We start from the raw sequence: 16,852 nt of genomic DNA, 5'->3' as shown, positions 1-16,852 counted from the left end.
GCGGAATCGCCAACGAAGGAAGCCCCCCATGACCATCCAGATCGGTCAGCCGCTGCCAGATGTCGAGCTGTCGACGGTCGGCGAAAATATCCACCCCTGCCGCACCGGCGAATTGTTTGCCGGAAGCCGCGTGGTGCTGTTCGCCGTCCCCGGTGCCTTCACGCCGACCTGCTCCAACCGGCACCTTCCCGGCTACGTCGAACGCTACGCCGACTTCCACGAAGCCGGGGTGAAGGTGATGTGCCTGGCGGTCAACGATGCCTATGTGATGCAAGCATGGGCTCTCGCCCAGCAAGTTCCCCCGGGCCTGCTGATGCTGGCCGACGGCAACGCCAGCTTCACCCGCGCGCTGGGGCTGGAACTGGACGGCACCGCCTTCGGCATGGGCCTGCGCGCGCGGCGTTTTGCACTGTACGCGGAAGACGGCGTGGTGCGCCTGCTGCAGGTGGAGGCGCCCGGCGAGCTGCGCGCCTCCACGGCCGAGGCGATGCTGGCGGCGATCCGCCGGTGACTTTGCCGATGCCCCCTGGTGCACAGACGAGCAGCGCCGGGATAAAGTCGCTTAAATGAATGTAACCTATAGGTTGCTTTATGGAACTGATAGGTTATATGTTCACCCCGAGCACGATGACTCGAAAACCGCCGGGAGAAGCGACATGCAGCACACGGATAATCAGACAGACAAGCTGGTAAGGAACGAGCGCCGCGGAGTGTGGCTCGCCCTGATCGTCTTCCTCGTTCTGGCCTCGACGCTCGTGCTTGGCAGCGATACCAGGCGCGCGCTACTTCAGGCACTGGCCATCGCCATCGTATTCGCCATCATCTGGCTGGGCCAGCAACGGACGTGCGGCATGAAAAACGCCATCCGGGAAAGACGCGACGCTGTCATGCGTGATGAATTGCGGCAGTCGGCGATCACCCACGCCTGCAAGTGGGCGTTTTTCACCGTACTGGGAGCGCTGGCGTCGTTCTGCTTGCTGAGCGTACTGGTGACCATCAGCGTGCCCGGTCAGCTGGTGGCGGCACTGGTCATTGCGCTTGCGGCGACCGCCTTCCTCGCGGTTTTCCTGCTGCTCGACCGGGGTTGATCCATGCATGAAGAGCGACTGGCGAACCGTCTGAAAATCCTGCGCGCGGAAAAAGACTTGACCCAGAACGCATTGGCCGACCTGATCGGAACCACGCGCAAATCGATCAATGCAATCGAAATGGAGCGGATGGTTCCATCGACCTTGCTCGCACTCAAACTGGCACGTGCGCTGGACACCCCGGTCGAGCAGTTGTTCTTTCTGACGAAACCGCATGGCCGGACTTGACGATCGTCGGCCGGAATGGAATGGGCCACGCGACACCCTCCGCCCAGAGAAAAACCCCGGCGTGCCGGGGTTTTTCTCGTTTCAGGCGTGGCTTGGATTCACTCGTTGGCGACCGAAGGCTCGACGACCTCGGCATCCTCGCCGTTGTCCTCTTCCGCATCCAGCCGCATCACGCTGACCAGCGTTTCGTCCGCAGGCAGCCGGATCAGGGTGACGCCCTGGGTATTGCGGCCGAGCTGCGAGACCTCCGCCACGCGGGTACGCACCAGGGTGCCCTGGTTGGAGATCAGCATCAGCTCGTGCGCCTCGGTGACCTGCACCGCGGCAACCAGCGCGCCGTTGCGCTCGGAGCACTGGATGCCGATCACGCCCTGGGTGCCACGCCCCTTCTTGGCGAACTCGGCCAGCTCGGTACGCTTGCCGTAACCGCGTGCAGTAGCCGTGAGGATGTCGCCTTCCGCCGCGACGATCAGCGACACCACCTCGGCGCCGCCAACCAGCTTCATGCCGCGCACGCCGGTGGCCGTGCGCCCCATCGAGCGCACGGTGTTCTCGTCGAAGCGGTTGACCTTGCCGTTGGAGGCGAACAGCAGGATGTCGCTGTTGCCGTCGGTGAGCTCCACGTTGACCAGCGCGTCTCCCTCGTCGAGCTTGATCGCCTGCTTGCCCTTCTGCAGCTGATAGGCGAACTCGGTCAGCGGCGTCTTCTTGACCGTGCCGTGACGGGTAGCGAAGAACACGTAACGGTCGTCGCTATATTCGCGCACCGGCAGCACTGCCTGCACCTTTTCGCCCTCGCCCAGCGGCAGCAGGTTGATGATCGGCTTGCCGCGCGCGCCCGGGCCTGCCTCCGGGATCTGGTAGACCTTGAGCCAGTAGACGCGGCCGGTGCTGGTGAAGGTGAGCAGCGTGTCGTGCGTGTTGACCACCCACAGCTGCTCGACCACGTCCTCGTCCTTCAGCGCCGAGGCCGAGCGACCCTTGCCGCCGCGCCTCTGGGCGCGATACGTGCTGGCCGGCTGGCGCTTGACGTAGCCGGTGTGCGACAGCGTGACCACCATGTCCTCCGGCGCAATCAGGTCGAGGACGTTGAGGTCTTCCTGCGAATGCTGGATCTCGGTGCGCCGCGCATCGCCGAACTCCGCCTTGACCGCCTCCAGTTCCTCGCGGATCACTTCGAGCAGGCGGTTCGGGTTCTCCAGGATCTCGATCAGGCCGCGGATGGTCTCCAGGATCTGCCGGTACTCGTCGGAGAGCTTTTCCTGTTCCAGCCCGGTGAGGCGGTGCAGCCGCATCGCCAGGATTTCCAGCGCCTGCGCCTCGGACAGCTGATAGCCGTCGTCTTTCAACCCGTCGCGCGGATCCATGTCTTCCGGGCGCGATGCGTCGGCGCCGGTGGCGGACAGCAGGGCCCGCACCAGGCCCGCTTCCCAGCGCCGCGCCACCATGCGCTCACGTGCCTCCGCCGGCGACGACGAGGTCTTGATCAACTCGATCATCTCGTCGATGTTCGCCAGCGCGACGGTGAGGCCTTCCAGGATGTGCGCACGGGCTCGCGCCTTGCGCAGTTCGAAGATGGTGCGGCGGGTGACCACCTCGCGCCGATGGCGGATGAACGCCTCGAGGATGTCCTTGAGGTTGAGCAGCTTCGGCTGGCCGTCCAGCAGGGCCACCATGTTGATGCCGAACGTTACCTGCAGCTGGGTCTGCTGGAACAGGTTGTTCAGCACCACGTCGCCCATCGCGTCCTTGCGGATCTCGATGACGACGCGCATGCCGTCCTTGTCGGACTCGTCGCGCAGTTCGCTGATGCCTTCGAGCTTCTTCTCCTTGACCAGCTCGGCGATTTTCTCGATCAGCCGCGCCTTGTTCACCTGGTACGGCAGCTCGTGGACGATGATCGTCTCGCGGCCATTCGACTCGGTCTCGATCTCGGCCTTCGCGCGCACCAGGATGCGGCCGCGACCGGTGCGGTACGCCTCGATGATGCCGGAAGAACCGTTGATGATGCCGTGGGTCGGGAAGTCCGGGCCCGGGATGTAGTGCATCAACTCGTCGATCGAGAGCGTGGGCTCGTCGATCAACGCGATCGTCGCCGCGATCACCTCGTTGAGGTTGTGCGGCGGGATGTTGGTGGCCATGCCGACCGCGATGCCGGCCGAACCGTTCACCAGCAGGTTCGGCACGCGCGTGGGAAGCACCAGCGGTTCGTGCTCGCTTTCGTCGTAGTTCGGGCCGAAGTCGACGGTTTCCTTGTCGATGTCGGCCAGCAGCTCGTGGGTGAGCCGCGACATGCGCACTTCGGTGTAGCGCATCGCCGCGGCGCTGTCGCCGTCGACCGAACCGAAGTTGCCCTGGCCGTCGACCAGCAGGTAGCGCAGCGAGAACGGCTGCGCCATGCGCACGATCGCATCGTATACCGACTGGTCGCCATGCGGATGGTACTTACCGATGACGTCACCGACCACGCGGGCCGACTTCTTGTACGGCTTGTTCCATACGTTGCCGAGTTCGTTCATCGCGAACAGTACGCGGCGATGCACGGGTTTCAGGCCGTCACGCACATCCGGGAGTGCGCGGCCCACGATCACGCTCATGGCGTAATCGAGGTAGCTCTGGCGCATCTCGTCTTCGATGTTGACGCGAATCACTTCTTTGGCGAGCTCTGCCATCAATCGGCTTCCCTGATAACGAAAAAAGGGTGCTGGCACCGCGCCTCAAGCGCATGCGCCATGCGACCCGAAATCAACCTTGAAAGTATAGCATGGGCGACATCAAAAAGACAGGATTTAATCCTTTAGAATCAGATATTTATATCGACGCCTTCACACTCCCGCGACCATCCGCGCAGACTGTCGACAAATTGAGCAGCCACGCTTCCGCCACGCTTGCCGGCGACGCGCCCCCAGCCGCTAAAAAACATCCAGTCCGGCAGGCTCAGCAGCCGAACATGGCCTGCATGGCGATACTGTTCGGCCGCTCGATCACGCCGCGCTCGGTGACAATGGCGTCGATCAGTTCCGCCGGCGCCACGTCGAACACCGGGTTCCACGCCTGCGCTCCTTCGACCACGGTGCGGCGGCCGCCGGTGCTGAGCAGTTCGGCCGGGTCGCGCAGTTCGATCTCGATTTCCTCACCGCTGCCGGTGGCCATGTCGACGGTGGAAGACGGCGCCACCACCATGAACTTCACGCCGTGGTACTTCGCCGCGATTGCCAGCTGGTAGGTGCCGATCTTGTTCGCGGTATCGCCGTTCGCGGCGATCCGGTCAGCGCCGACGATCACCCATTGCACCGCACCGGACTTCATCAGATGCGCGGCGGCGGAATCGGCGATCAGCTGTGCCGGGATGCCGTCGCGCACCAGTTCCCACATGGTCAGTCGGGCGCCCTGTTGCCACGGCCGGGTTTCGCCGGCGTAGACGCGCGCGATTCGCCCCGCCGCCACGCCGGCGCGAATCACGCCAAGTGCAGTGCCGTAGCCGGCCGTGGCCAGCGAGCCAGTATTGCAATGGGTCAGCACGCCCGAACCGGTCGAGATCAGCGCGGCTCCCAGTTCGCCCATCCGGCGGTTCGCGGCAAGGTCTTCATTCTGGATCGCCTGCGCCTCGCGCAGCAGTGCGCCGGCATCGGCACCGGCCGCGATGCGTTTCTTCATCCGGTCCAGCGCCCACATCAGGTTCACCGCGGTGGGACGCGCGGCGCGCAGCATGGCCAGCACCGGCTCCAGCGGTGCGCCTTGCTGCGCCGCCATCGCCACGCCCCACGCCGCGGCAATGCCGATCGCCGGTGCGCCGCGCACGGCCAGGTCGCGAATGGCCTGGGTGACCTGTGCGGCGTCGCGGCAGTCGATCCAGCGTTCCTCACCGGGCAGCAGGCGCTGGTCGAGCAGGCGCAGGTGGTCGCCCTGCCACTGCACGGCGCGGATGGAGTCGTGGGTTTCGGCAGCGATGATCATGCGGCCATTATCGCCTGTCGTGCACGCCTTGCGCACGACGGACGAGGGCGATTCAGTCGCGCTGGCGCAGCCACTGGTGGATCGCCGGCGGCACTTCGCGCTGCGCGCGGCTGGACACGTAGATGCCGATGTGGCCGCCCTTGAACGCGAGCTGGGTGTAGTCGGCGGTGCCGACGTGCTTGCCCAGTGCGCGTGAGGCATCCGGCGGCACCAGGTGGTCCTGCTCGGCGAAGATGTTCAGCACCGGCTGGGTGATCAGCCCCAAGTCCACCGTCCGGCCGCCGATCTGGAGCGTGCCCTTGACCAGCTTGTTGCCCTGGTAGAAATCCTTGATGAACTGGCGGAACGCTTCGCCAGCCTGGTCGGGCGAGTCGAAGATCCAGCGCTCCATGCGCAGGAAGTTCTCCAGCTCGACCGGATTGTCGAGGATGTCGACCATGCCGATGTACTTCTGCTGGTTCAGCCGCAGCGGCTTCAGGGTCAGATAGACATAGTTCATCAGCCCGGCAGGGATGTTGCCCATGGTGTCGACGAACAGGTCCACGTCCATGCGGCGGCTCCAGTGCGACAGCATGTTGTCCGGCGTGTGGAAATCCACCGGGGTGACCATGGTGATCAGGTTCTTCACCTTGTCCGGGTGCAGCGCGGTGTAGCACAGCGAGAACGCACCGCCCTGGCAGATGCCCAGCAGGTTGATCGCCTCCAGGCCGTGACGCGTGCGCACCGCATCGACGCAGCGGTCGAGATAGCCGTTGATGTAGTCGTCCAAGGTCAGCCAGCGGTCCGCGCCGTCGGGATAGCCCCAGTCGATCAGGTAGACGTCCTCACCCTGCTCCAGCAGGTTGCGCACCATCGAGCGGTCGGCCTGCAGGTCGGTCATCCACACCGTGTTGACCAGCGCGTAGACGATCAGCAACGGGGTCTTCGCCGTCGCCTTGCCGAGGCCGGTGAAGTGCCACACCTTCAGCTTGTCCTCGCTGTAGACCAGCTCGCGCGGAGTGTTGGCGTACTCGGGCTCGTGCATGTTGCGCAGGTTCGCCATGCCGGCGGCGAGCTTGCGCTGGAACGTGGCGATGTCGGCCAGTACTGTGACCGGGTCGATGCGCATCGGCGTCTGCATGACGAGCCTCCTTTACTTGCGCTTGCGCGGGCTGGGAACGGCTGCGGCGGCAGGTTTGCGGACCGCTTTTGCCGACGTCTTCCTTGCCGCCGCCGCGGCCTTCGAGGGCGCAGCCTTGCTCGTCGCCGGCGCTGCGGCCTGGCCGCCGGCCAGCTGGCGTTTCAGCGCCGCCAGTTCCCGGCGCAGCGCCACGATCTCGTCGTCACGGTCGACGGACGCACCGGCACGACTGGCGCGGAACTCACGGCGCAAGGCCTGCAGCCGCTCGCCGAGGCTGGACACCTCGCTGCGCGTCGGCACGCCGAGTTGCTGGCACAGCTGTTCAGTCTGCTGCTGTTGCAACTGGCGCACGCGCATCTGCGTGTTGACCATCTCGCCGTAGACCTCGCGGAACTCGTCGGACAACGCGATCTCGGCATAGGCCTCTTCCGAGGCATCCACCCACAAGTCGTACAGCCCCTTCAGCGAGTCGATCTGGCGGCCCGGTTCGGCCAGCTTGTCCTGCAGGCGCTGCATGCCTTGCGTGTTGGCGCGCTGGATCAGTTCCTGGTAGCGGACGGATGCCCGCATCGACTCCAGCAAGGCCGTGGCCAGCGCCTGCTGCTGCATCTGCTGCTCGCGATTCAGGCCGAACGCCGGTGTCGGCCCTCGCATGCCCGGCAGGTCGCCGAAACCGGCGGGGCGGGCTGCCTGCAGCCAGGACTGCCATTGCCGCATGAAGCCTTCCGTACCGGCGCTGTCGATGCCGCCGAACGCCTGCGCAAACGGCTGCTGGGCGCCGCCGAACATCTGCTGCAGTTGCTGGCGCCAGTCGCTGCCGGGCGACGGAGCCGCGCTGCCGGCAGCGGCCGCCTGCATCCAGTCGAAGTAGCCCTTCAGGCCAGCCAGCGTGCGTTCCACCATGTCGTTGCCGGCGACCGGCGCCGGCGGTGGCGCAAACGGATTGGCGGCGGGCTGCTGCTGGAACTGGCGCGCCCAGGCATCCCACGACTGCTGTGCCAGCGCCTGGTAATCCCTGATGAAATCGTTTGCCGGGTCGACCATCGGTGCATTCTCCTGCAAGATCCATCCATCCTAGCAAAAGCGTGTTGCACAAAATCACCGACGCCGAAACGTACAAGGCCCGGCATCGGCCGGGCCTTGCGGAACCGCCTTGTCCGGGACAATTCAGACGCCGGCGCGCTCTTCCTCGGTCACCGCCTTCATCGACAGGCGGATGCGGCCCTGCTTGTCCACTTCGAGCACCTTGACCTTGACGATGTCGCCTTCCTTCAGCTTGTCGGATACCTTCTCGACACGCTCGTCGGAGATCTGCGACACGTGCACCAGGCCATCCTTGCCCGGCATGATCGTGACGAAGGCGCCGAAGTCCATCAGCTTGGCCACCTTGCCTTCGTAGATGCGGCCCGGTTCGACGTCGGAGACGATCTGCTCGATGCGCTTCCTGGCGGTTTCACCCGCGTCGCGATTGACCGAACCGATGATGATGGTGCCGTCGTCGCTGATGTCGATGGTGGTGCCGGTCTCCTCGGTGATCGAGCGGATGGTGGCGCCGCCCTTGCCGATCACTTCGCGGATCTTGTCCGGGTGGATCTTGATGGTGATCAGGCGCGGGGCGTACTCGCTCATTTCCGCGCGGGCGGTGCTGATCGCCTTGTTCATCTCGCCGAGGATATGCAGGCGACCACGCTTGGCCTGGGCCAGCGCCACCTTCATGATCTCCTCGGTGATGCCGTCGATCTTGATGTCCATCTGCAACGCGGAAATGCCCTCGGCGCTGCCGGCCACCTTGAAGTCCATGTCGCCGAGGTGATCCTCGTCGCCCAGGATGTCCGAAAGCACGACGAAGTCGCCGCCTTCCTTGACCAGGCCCATCGCGATGCCGGCCACCGGCGCCTTCAGTGGCACGCCGGCATCCATCATTGCCAGCGAGGAGCCGCACACCGAGGCCATCGACGAAGAGCCGTTGGACTCGGTGATTTCCGAGACCACGCGCAGCACGTACGGGAACGCCTCGATGCTCGGCTTCACCGCCTGCACGCCGCGCTTGGCGAGGCGGCCGTGGCCGATCTCGCGACGCTTCGGCGCACCGAAGCGGCCGGCCTCGCCCACCGAGAACGGCGGAAAGTTGTAATGGAACAGGAACGGATCCTTCGACTCGCCACCGGGCGCGTCGATGATCTGCGCGTCGCGCGTGGTACCCAGCGTGACCACGACCAGCGCCTGCGTCTCGCCGCGGGTGAACAGCGCCGAGCCATGCGTGCGCGGCAGCACACCGACGCGGGCGGTGATCGCGCGCACGTCGTCCAGCTGGCGGCCGTCGATGCGTACCTTGGTCTTCAGCACGCTGTCGCGCAGGGTGTGGTATTCGAGTTCCTCGAATTCCTTGGCCATCGCGGCGGCGGACCAGCCGTTCTCTTCGGCCTGCGCCTTGAGCCCGGCCAGCACATCGGCCTTGATCGCGGAGATCGCGTCGCGACGCTCCAGCTTGTCGCGCACCTGGAACGCGGCGGCCAGCTGATCGCCGACAGCGCCCTTGACGGCGGCAACCAGCGATTCGTTGCGGGCCGGTGCCTGCCAGTCCCACGACGGCTTGCCGGCCTCGGTGGCCAGCTCGGCGATCGCGCGGATCGCGGTCTGCATCTGCTGATGGCCGAACATCACCGCGCCGAGCATCACGTCCTCGGACAGCAGCTGCGCTTCGGATTCCACCATCAGCACGGCGCCGGCGGTACCGGCGACGACCAGGTCCAACTGGGAGGTCTTCAGTTCGGTGGCCGACGGGTTCAGCAGGTACTTGCCATCGGCGTAACCGACGCGGGCGGCGCCGATCGGGCCCTTGAACGGGATGCCGGCCAGGCTCAGCGCGGCGGAAGCACCGAGCAGCGCCGGGATGTCGCCGTCGACCTCGGGGTTGAGCGAGACGACCTGTGCGATGACCTGCACTTCGTTCTTGAAATCTTCCGGGAACAGCGGACGCACCGGACGATCGATCAGGCGCGAGGTGAGCGTCTCCTTCTCGGTCGGACGGCCCTCGCGCTTGAAGAAGCCGCCCGGAATGCGGCCGGCGGAATAGAACTTCTCCACGTAGTCGACGGTGAGCGGGAAGAAGTCCTGGCCTTCCTTCTGCTTGGCGGCGGCCACGGCGGTGACCAGCACCACCGTGCCTCCCATGCTGACCATCACCGCACCGGACGCCTGGCGGGCAATTTCGCCCGTCTCCAGTGTGACTTCGTGATTACCGTACTGGAATGACTTGGTTACTTTTGCCACGTTGGAATTCCTGAGTTTTATTTGAGAGTGCGGCCAAGGATGGCCGCTTCTTGATCTCAGCGTTCACGGACGAACGCACAAACTACTCCCGCACGAATTACCGACGCAGGCCGAGGCGTTCGATCAGGGTCTGATAGCGCGCAAGATCGCGGTCCTTCAGATAGCTGAGCAGGCGCTTGCGCTGGTTGACCAGTTTCAGCAGGCCACGACGGGAATGGTGATCCTGCTTGTGTTCCTTGAAGTGGCCGGTGAGGTGGTCGATGCGGGCGGACAGCAGGGCCACCTGGACTTCGGTCGAGCCGGTGTCGTTCGGCACGCGGCCGAAATCAGCGATGATCTTGCCGGTTTGTTCTACGGTAAGAGACATGAGGTATACGTTTCCTTGAAAGGCGATGCGAAGCTTGCGCTTGCATCATCGCAATGACGCAAGCGCAAGCTTCGCCTAGTTGAGTGAAAGCGTTGAAATAACTTGCCTATTCTACTGATGGGAGCGGTGTTTCAACAAGAGCGCGGCGGCTCATCGAAGCAAATCGGTCAGTCTGGCGGCAGGTTGAAGCCGCGCACGATGCGCGCACGTCCTCCGGCATCGGCTTCCAGCAGCGCCAGCAGTGCGCCATCGCTGGCATACGCCACGCAGCGCCCGACTTCCGGCAGGCCCGGCAGCGCGATCTGCTGGCCGCGCGAGATGGCCATGCTCTGCGTCTCATCGAGCCGCAATACCGGCAGATCGGACAAGCCGGCGGAAACCGGCAGCAACCAGGCCAGCAAGGCCTCGTCGCCCTGTTCCGCCGCCTGCTCCAGTTGTGCCAGGGTCACCATTTGCGGCTCGCGGAACGGCTCTACCCAGATCCGGCGCAGCGCGGTCAGATGGGCGCCGCAACCCAGGTCCTCGCCCAGATCCACCGCCAGCGAGCGGACGTAGGTACCCGAGCCGCACTCCACCAGCAACTGCAGCGTGTCGCCGTCGCGCGCCAGCAGCTCCAGCCGGTATACCTCCACCTCGCGCGGCGGCACCTCCACGGTTTCGCCACGGCGCGCCTTCGCATACAACCGCTCGCCGCCCTGCTTCAACGCGGAGTACATCGGCGGCACCTGCAGGATACGCCCGCGCAGCTTGACCAGCGCCGCCTCGATCGCGGCAGCACCGAGCTGCGGCACCGGGCGTTGCCGAACGACCTCGCCCTCGCTGTCGGCTGTCTCCGTGGTGACGCCGAGCCGGCACTCGGCCAGATAGGCCTTGCGCGCCCCCAGCAGGCTGCCGGCCAGCTTGGTCGCCTCGCCGAAGCACAGCGGCAGCAGGCCGGTGGCCAGCGGATCGAGCGCGCCGGTATGGCCGCCCTTGGACGCGCGCAGCAGCCGCCGCACGGCTTGCAGCGCCTGGTTGGAGCTCAGGCCCCGGGGCTTATCGAGCAGCACGATGCCGTGCAGGTCGCGGAACTGGATGCGCGGCGGGCGGCTCATCGGCTCGGCGGGACCCCGTACTGACCGGTTCAATCGTGCTTGTCGCCGCCCGGCGGCGCCAGGTCGCGCGCCTGCTGGCGCAGCAGCGATTCGATGCGCTCGCCCTTGTCGACCGAATCGTCGTACTTGAACTTCAGCTCGGGCACCCGGCGCATGCGCATGCCGCTGTGTGCCAGCGCATGCCGGATCTCGTGGCTCAGCTCGTTGAGCGCCTTCACCGCGGGCAACCCCTGTTCGGGCAGCATCGTGGTCACCCATACCGTGGCCCAATCCAGGTCACGGGTGATTTCCACGTCGCACACGCTGGTCGACGGCAAGCCGTGATCGCGTACGGCCGCGTGCACCAGCAAGCCGAGCTCACGGCGCAGTTCGGCACCAATGCGGTCGGTACGTTTGAAATCACGGGAGGGCATGAAAAACTCCGAAGGACAATCTTCCTTCTCCCCTCGGGAGAAGGTGCCCCGAAGGGGCGGATGAGGGTTCCCGACCCTGAGTGAACTCTGCATCGGGAAGGCTGCGCAAACCGTGAACCCCACCCCGCCCCTCTCCCGACAGGAGAGGGGCTCAAGGTCAAAGCGTGCGCGCCACTTCGGTGCGTTCGAAGCACTCGATCTGGTCGCCCGGCTTGACGTCGTTGTACTGCTTCACGGCGATGCCGCACTCCATGCCGTTGCGCACTTCGTCGACGAGGTCCTTGAAGCGGCGCAGCGATTCCAGCTCGCCCTCGAAGATCACCACGTGGTCGCGCAGCACGCGGATCGGCTTGCTGCGCTTGACCACACCCTCGGTGACCATGCAACCGGCCACGGCACCGAATTTCGAGCTGCGGAACACGTCGCGAACCTCGGCGGTGCCGATGATGTCCTCGCGCACTTCCATGCCGAGCAGGCCGGTGGCCGCCTGGGTCACCTGGTCGATCACGTCGTAGATGATCGAGAAATAACGCACATCCAGACCGTTGGTCTCGATCACCTTGCGCGCCGAGGCGTCGGCACGCACGTTGAAGCCGATCACCAACGCCTTCGAGGCGGCGGCCAAGGTGGCATCGGACTCGGTGATGCCGCCGACGCCGGAAGCCACCACGTTGACCCGTACGCGATCGTTGCCGATCTGGGTCAGCGATTCACGCAAGGCCTCGACCGAGCCCTGCACGTCGCCCTTGACCAGGATGTTGAGCGTCTGCTGCTCCTCGCCCTGGCCCATTTTGGCGATGATGTCCTCGAGCCGGTTGCTCTTGCTGACCATCCGCGTCTCACGCCGCTTCAGCTGGCGCTCCTCGGCGACCTCGCGAGCCAGGCGCTCGTCCTCGACGGCAACGAAATCGTCGCCGGTTTCCGGCACTCCGGACAGGCCCAGCACCTGCACCGGGATCGACGGGCCGGCTTCGGCAACCTGCTTGCCGGTCTCGTCGATCAGCGCGCGCATGCGGCCGTATTCGACGCCGCAGACCACGAAATCGCCCTTGCGCAGCGTGCCCTGCTGCACCAGCACGGTGGCCACCGGACCGCGGCCGCGGTCCAGGCTGGATTCGATCACCACGCCGGAGGCGCGGCCATCGACGACGGCCTTCAATTCCATCACTTCGGCCTGCACCGAGATCGCGTCGAGCAGGTCCTCGACGCCCATGCCGGTCTTGGCCGACACCGGCACGAACTGCACGTCGCCGCCCCAGTCTTCCGGCACCACTTCCTGTGCCACAAGGCCCTGCTTGACGTTGTCGGGGTTCGCGCCGTCCTTGTCCATCTTGTTGACGGCCACGATCAACGGCACCTTGGCGGCGCGCGCGTGCTTGACCGCTTCGATCGTCTGCGGCTTGACGCCGTCGTCGGCGGCCACCACCAGGATCACGATGTCGGTCGATTGCGCGCCACGGGCACGCATCGAGGTGAACGCGGCATGGCCCGGCGTGTCCAGGAACGTGATCACGCCCTTCGACGTCTGCACATGGTACGCACCGATGTGCTGGGTGATCCCGCCGGCCTCGCCCGACGCGACCTTGGTGCGGCGGATGTAGTCGAGCAGCGAGGTCTTGCCGTGATCGACGTGACCCATGATCGTCACCACCGGCGGCCGCGAGACCTTCTCGCCCTCCAGCTCGATGGTCTGGGTATGCGCCGCCAGCGTCTCCTCGGCGTTGTTCTGGTTGTCCGCCACCGGCGTGTGGCCGAGCTCCTCGACCACCAGCACCGCGGTGTCGTGGTCGACGGTCTGATTGATGGTCGCCATCACGCCCATCTTGAACAGCGCCTTGACCACCTCGGAGCCCTTGACCGCCATCTTCTGCGCCAGCTCGGCGACGACGTTGGTATCGCCCACCACCACTTCACGCACCACCGGCGCGGTGGGCCGCGAGAAGCCGTGAGGGCCGGTCGGCCCAGCGCCGCCCCCGCGCAACGGCTCGCGGCCGCCGCTGCGGCCCGGCTTGCCGCGCTTGCTGCTGGAAGAGCGGCGGGCCCGGTCGGCCTCGCTCAAATGCATCTGCCCGCCGGCAAAGCGCTTGCCGGCGTCGCGGTCTTCCTTGCTGCCGACGCTGTCATTGCGCTCGCGCGGATGCTTGGGCTTGCCGCGACCGGCATCGCCGGCAGCGGTCGAAGCAACGGCACCACCGGCCACCACGGCACGCGCCGCGGGGGCGACCGGTGCAGCGGGAGCCGCGGCCGGCTTGACCGGCTTTTCGCGTTTGCGCGGCTCATGGATGCGCGGCAGGATCATGCCCAGGTCGCGCTGGTCGATGCGCTGGACGGCTGCCGCCGCGTCATCGCCGGCGGCCACGGGCGCCGCCTCGGCCGCCGGCTCCGGCGTCGCCTCGACGTGCTCGACCACGGCCGGCTCGACTGGGCCGGCCGGCTCCACCTCGTGCTGCTCTTTCTCGGCTCTCCGGCGCTGTTCGTCCAGGGCGTGCTGCGCCTCCGCCTGGCGGCGCTGCTCGGCCTCGGTCCGCTCGCGCTCTTCCTGCTCGCGCTGCTGCTGCGATTCCTGCAGCTTGCGCACGGCATCCTCGCGCTCGGGCTCGGCGCTGGCTTCCTCGGCGATCACGCTGCGCTTGACGTAGGTGCGTTTGGCGCGCACCTCGACATTGACCGTCTTGGCTGCACCCGTGGCACCGCGGCCGCCCGGCGCAGCCACCTTCAGCTCGCCGACCGTGCGGCGCTTCAGGGTGATCTGGCGTGGTGCGCTGTCGTCGACCTCGGCGGCGGCTTCGCTCTTGCCATGCGTGCGGCGCAGGAAGCCGAGCAGCTTCACCTTCTCGGTGCTGCTGATGACCTGCTCCTGGTCGGAGAATTTCATGCCTGCCTCGCCAAGCTGGGTCAGCAGCTTGTCGACCGGCATACCCAGCACCTGGGCGAGTTGTTTGATCGTGACGTCCGACATCGTGTTCTTTGCTCCGCCGTTCCCGCGCCTATCGTCTGTGCGGCATCATCTGCGCCGCCACCTCCATCCGTGGTGAAAGGCTTCGGAGGAAGCCTTTCCCGGCAACCCCTCCGGGGTTGCCGCCGCCCGCGGTTAGCCACCCTTCTCCAGTCGCGCGATCATCGGCGCACGTGCAGCCATGATCAGTGCCGCGGCACGCTCTTCGTCCATGCCTTCGATGTCGATCAGGTCGTCCACCGCCAGGTCGGCCAGGTCGTCGACCGTGGTCACCGCACGCGCGGCCAGTGCAAAGGCGGTCTCCTCGTCCATGCCCTCCAGCGCCAGCAGCTCTTCGGAAGGCTGATGTTCGTCGACGCCCTCCTCCACCGCCAGTGCCTCGGTCAGCAGCGCGTCGCGGGCGCGGGCGCGCAGTTCCTCGACGATGTCCTCATCGAAGCCCTCCACCGCGAGCAACTCGGCGCTGGGCACATAGGCGATTTCCTCGATGCTGGAGAAGCCCTCCTGCACGAGGATCACGGCGATCTCCTGGTCCACTTCGAGCTTGTCCATGAACAGCTGGCGCGCAGCCTCCTGCTCGGACTCGCTCTTGGCGGTGACCTGGTCCTGGGTCATCACGTTGAGCTGCCAGCCGGTCAGCTTGCTGGCGAGACGCACGTTCTGGCCGCCCCGGCCGATCGCCTGGGACAGCTTGTCCTCGGCCACCGCGATGTCCATCGAGTGCTTTTCCTCGTCCATGATGATGGACTGCACTTCGGCCGGCGCCATCGCGTTGATGACGTACTGCGCCTGGTTCTCGTGCCACAGGATGATGTCGACGCGCTCGCCGTTGAGGTCGTTGGAGACCGCCTGCACGCGCGAACCGCGCATGCCGATGCAGGCACCGATCGGATCGGTGCGGCTGTCGTGGGCCAGCACGGCGATCTTGGCGCGATCGCCCGGATCGCGCGCGCAGCCCTTGATCTCGACCAGGCCCTGGCCGACCTCCGGCACTTCCAGCTTGAACAGCTCGATCATGAATTCCGGCGCCGCGCGCGACACGAACAGCTGCGGGCCGCGGGCCTCGGAGCGCACTTCGTACAGGTAGCCGCGCACGCGGTCGCCGACGCGGGCCGATTCGCGCGGAATGGTCTTGTCGCGCGGGATGAACGCCTCGGCGTTGCTGCCCAGGTCGAGGTAGATGTTGCCGCGCTCGACGCGCTTGACGATACCGGTGACCAGTTCACCCACGCGATCGGCGAAGGCGTCGACCACCTGCTGGCGCTCGGCTTCGCGCACGCGCTGCACGATCACCTGCTTCGCGGCCTGCGCGGCGATGCGGCCGAATTCGGCGTTCTCGATCTGATGCTCGATGTACTCGCCCACCTTGGCGTCGGCGCGCTCGTCCAGCGCGTCCATCAGGCGCAGCTGATACGACGGCGATTCCATCTCGCCGTCGTCGGCGATGACTTCCCAGCGACGGAACGTCTCGTATTCGCCGGTGTTGTGGTCGATCGACACACGGATGTCCGGCTCCTCGTCCGGATAGCGCTTCTTCGCGGCCGAGGCCAGCGCGGCCTCCATCGCCTCGAAAATCACTTCCAGCGGCACGCCCTTTTCATTGGCGACCGCGTCGACGACCAGCAAAAGTTCTTTGCTCATTGCTGCAACTCCGTAGGCACCCCGTCCGGATGCCGATGTTTGAATTGTTGCGTTCGTCCCGAAACGCAAAATTTGGAACGCGGCCGTGGATGGCCGCACTGATCACTTCTTGCCGGGCGCCTTGCCGCCGCGCTTGGGTTGCGGCGCGTAACCGAGCGCCACCCAGTCCGGTACCACACGCGCGCTTTCCACCAGCGCGTGCTCGAATTCGAACGTCTTGCCTTCGGCTTCCAGCACGACGCGCCCGCCTTCGGCCGAAACCAGCTTGCCGCGCAGGCGACGACGGCCTTCCAGCGGCGCCTTCAGCAGCACCTTCACTTCCTGCCCGCCCGCCCGCGCAAACTGTGCGGCGTTGAACAGCGGCCGATCCAGGCCCGGCGAGGAAACTTCCAGCACGTAGTGGCCGGGAATCGGATCCTCCACGTCCAGCAGGGCGGACAATTCGCGGCTCGCGGTCTCGCAATCCTCGATGCCGACCTCACGGCGTTCGCCGTCGCCCGTTTCCCTGTCCAGCAAATCCAGGTAGACGCGCAGGGTACTCTGCCCGTGCGACGGGGTGAACTCCACGCCGAGGCATTCCAGGCCCAGATCGACCAGTACCTCGCTGAAACGTTGTGCCAGTGCCTGCGTATCCATGGGTAGCCTTCCCGGATCACTCTTCCAGAACAGCAGAAACAAAAAATGGGCTCCAACGGCCCATTTCCCTATCTCGCCG

The 16,852-nt window shown here is 65.9% G+C and carries 14 protein-coding genes; 3 read left to right on the top strand and 11 right to left on the bottom strand.

Annotated features, from left to right (window positions below):
* The first annotated feature begins 28 nt into the window (after positions 1-28).
* The 3 genes from R2APBS1_RS07305 to R2APBS1_RS07295 all read left to right on the top strand — a co-directional run bounded on the left by R2APBS1_RS07305 (position 29) and on the right by R2APBS1_RS07295 (position 1,316).
* Positions 29-511 (top strand): peroxiredoxin, encoded by a 483-nt coding sequence (locus R2APBS1_RS07305; protein WP_007513250.1) that lies wholly within the window; start codon positions 29-31, stop codon positions 509-511.
* Positions 512-656: 145 nt separating this feature from the next.
* The gene (locus R2APBS1_RS07300; protein ID WP_015447425.1) at positions 657-1,088 is read left to right on the top strand and encodes a hypothetical protein; all 432 of its coding nucleotides are present in this window, start codon (positions 657-659) and stop codon (positions 1,086-1,088) included.
* A gap of 3 nt (positions 1,089-1,091) precedes the next feature.
* Complete coding sequence (locus R2APBS1_RS07295) at positions 1,092-1,316, top strand: helix-turn-helix transcriptional regulator (RefSeq protein WP_015447424.1); 225 nt, start codon at positions 1,092-1,094, stop codon at positions 1,314-1,316.
* A 98-nt stretch (positions 1,317-1,414) separates the two neighbouring features.
* On the opposite strand, the gene gyrA is transcribed toward R2APBS1_RS07295, so the two are convergent.
* From gyrA to R2APBS1_RS07240, 11 genes are all read right to left on the bottom strand, one after another.
* Positions 1,415-3,988: a DNA gyrase subunit A gene (gene gyrA / locus R2APBS1_RS07290; RefSeq protein WP_015447423.1), complete on the bottom strand. Its 2,574-nt coding sequence runs from the start codon at positions 3,986-3,988 to the stop codon at positions 1,415-1,417.
* Positions 3,989-4,253: 265 nt separating this feature from the next.
* Positions 4,254-5,273 carry an S-methyl-5-thioribose-1-phosphate isomerase gene (gene mtnA, locus R2APBS1_RS07285; protein WP_015447422.1) on the bottom strand — a complete coding sequence of 340 codons (1,020 nt, stop codon included), beginning with the start codon at positions 5,271-5,273 and terminating at the stop codon, positions 4,254-4,256.
* Between the two features lie 52 nt (positions 5,274-5,325).
* Positions 5,326-6,393 (bottom strand): class III poly(R)-hydroxyalkanoic acid synthase subunit PhaC, encoded by a 1,068-nt coding sequence (locus tag R2APBS1_RS07280; protein WP_015447421.1) that lies wholly within the window; start codon positions 6,391-6,393, stop codon positions 5,326-5,328.
* 12 nt (positions 6,394-6,405) lie between these two features.
* The gene (locus tag R2APBS1_RS07275) at positions 6,406-7,455 is read right to left on the bottom strand and encodes a poly(R)-hydroxyalkanoic acid synthase subunit PhaE (protein WP_235644690.1); all 1,050 of its coding nucleotides are present in this window, start codon (positions 7,453-7,455) and stop codon (positions 6,406-6,408) included.
* 105 nt (positions 7,456-7,560) lie between these two features.
* Positions 7,561-9,666 carry a polyribonucleotide nucleotidyltransferase gene (gene pnp / locus R2APBS1_RS07270; RefSeq protein ID WP_007513236.1) on the bottom strand — a complete coding sequence of 702 codons (2,106 nt, stop codon included), beginning with the start codon at positions 9,664-9,666 and terminating at the stop codon, positions 7,561-7,563.
* Positions 9,667-9,763: 97 nt separating this feature from the next.
* Entirely contained in the window at positions 9,764-10,033 is a 270-nt protein-coding gene (gene rpsO / locus R2APBS1_RS07265) for a 30S ribosomal protein S15 (RefSeq protein WP_015447419.1), read from the bottom strand.
* A gap of 167 nt (positions 10,034-10,200) precedes the next feature.
* Entirely contained in the window at positions 10,201-11,127 is a 927-nt protein-coding gene (gene truB / locus R2APBS1_RS07260; protein ID WP_015447418.1) for a tRNA pseudouridine(55) synthase TruB, read from the bottom strand.
* Positions 11,128-11,156: 29 nt separating this feature from the next.
* Positions 11,157-11,540: a 30S ribosome-binding factor RbfA gene (gene rbfA, locus R2APBS1_RS07255; protein WP_007513229.1), complete on the bottom strand. Its 384-nt coding sequence runs from the start codon at positions 11,538-11,540 to the stop codon at positions 11,157-11,159.
* A 157-nt stretch (positions 11,541-11,697) separates the two neighbouring features.
* Positions 11,698-14,499, bottom strand: a complete 2,802-nt coding sequence (gene infB, locus R2APBS1_RS07250; protein WP_007513227.1) for a translation initiation factor IF-2 — start codon at positions 14,497-14,499, stop codon at positions 11,698-11,700.
* Between the two features lie 132 nt (positions 14,500-14,631).
* Positions 14,632-16,137, bottom strand: a complete 1,506-nt coding sequence (gene nusA / locus R2APBS1_RS07245) for a transcription termination factor NusA (protein ID WP_007513225.1) — start codon at positions 16,135-16,137, stop codon at positions 14,632-14,634.
* A gap of 102 nt (positions 16,138-16,239) precedes the next feature.
* Positions 16,240-16,773 carry a ribosome maturation factor RimP gene (locus tag R2APBS1_RS07240; protein ID WP_007513223.1) on the bottom strand — a complete coding sequence of 178 codons (534 nt, stop codon included), beginning with the start codon at positions 16,771-16,773 and terminating at the stop codon, positions 16,240-16,242.
* Between the last annotated feature and the right edge of the window lie 79 nt (positions 16,774-16,852).

Origin of the sequence: Rhodanobacter denitrificans (assembly GCF_000230695.2) — a bacterium.
Classification (GTDB): domain Bacteria; phylum Pseudomonadota; class Gammaproteobacteria; order Xanthomonadales; family Rhodanobacteraceae; genus Rhodanobacter; species Rhodanobacter denitrificans.
Note: the sequence above shows the minus strand (reverse complement) of the source record. Positions and strands in the feature narration are given on the sequence as shown.